Origin of the sequence: Lonepinella koalarum, from assembly GCF_004565475.1 — a bacterium.
Taxonomy (GTDB): Bacteria; Pseudomonadota; Gammaproteobacteria; order Enterobacterales; family Pasteurellaceae; genus Lonepinella; species Lonepinella koalarum.
Map to the genome: position 1 here is coordinate 1 of NZ_SRHX01000031.1, position 705 is coordinate 705.

The 705-nt window shown below is 55.5% G+C and carries 1 protein-coding gene; it reads left to right on the top strand.

From position 1 onward, the window contains the following. Positions 1-319 precede the first annotated feature (319 nt). A partial coding sequence (locus E0709_RS12440; RefSeq protein WP_209300514.1) for an RNA-dependent RNA polymerase family protein occupies positions 320-705 on the top strand: 386 nt, incomplete at its 3' end.

Consider the following 705-nt stretch of genomic DNA (forward strand, 5'->3'; position numbering starts at 1 on the left):
AGACAAGGAAGCGCAAGTATAAGGAATCTGTGAGACCGTTGAGAGTCACCTCTGGTCGAGTGACTCTCGTCCGGCCTACAGAGGCATCCATATGTTGCGCTCTTCCAAGTCATCTCCACATTGCACTACAGTGAGAGCTGCTGATGGTGAACTTCTGACGGATGAGTCTGAGGTCAGAGCCCGCTGTGCTGGTTACTTTGGGCAGCTATACCAAGTGAATCCCCCGCCCCATGGTCTGGATGGCCAGGATGTTGCTCCTCTAGTCGCCGAACCCCCGATTGACTGCGACCCGCCTACGCTTGTGGAAACACGAGCAGCGGTGAAGCAGCTGAAAGGTGGGAAAGCGGCTGGAGTGTGTGGCATTCATGCTGAACTGCTCAAGGCTGGGGGTGATACTGCGCTCCTGTCCTTGCATGCAATCATCTGTTCCATTTGGAACACGGGGGTCATCCCAACCGACTGGAAGAGGGGCCTTGTGGTACCTCTCTGGAAGGGGAAAGGTGATCGCCAGGATTGCAACAATTACAGGGGGGTAACGCTGCTTTCTGTTGCAGATAAGGTTCTGGCAAGGATAATTCTGAACAAGATTCGACAACAGGCTGCCCGCGTAACAGCGCCGGAGCAGTCGGGTTTCAGTCCCAAGAGGTCAACGGTTGACCGTATTCTGGCACTCCCGCAAGCGTTCTGTGAGGGCTCGGGAGTGCC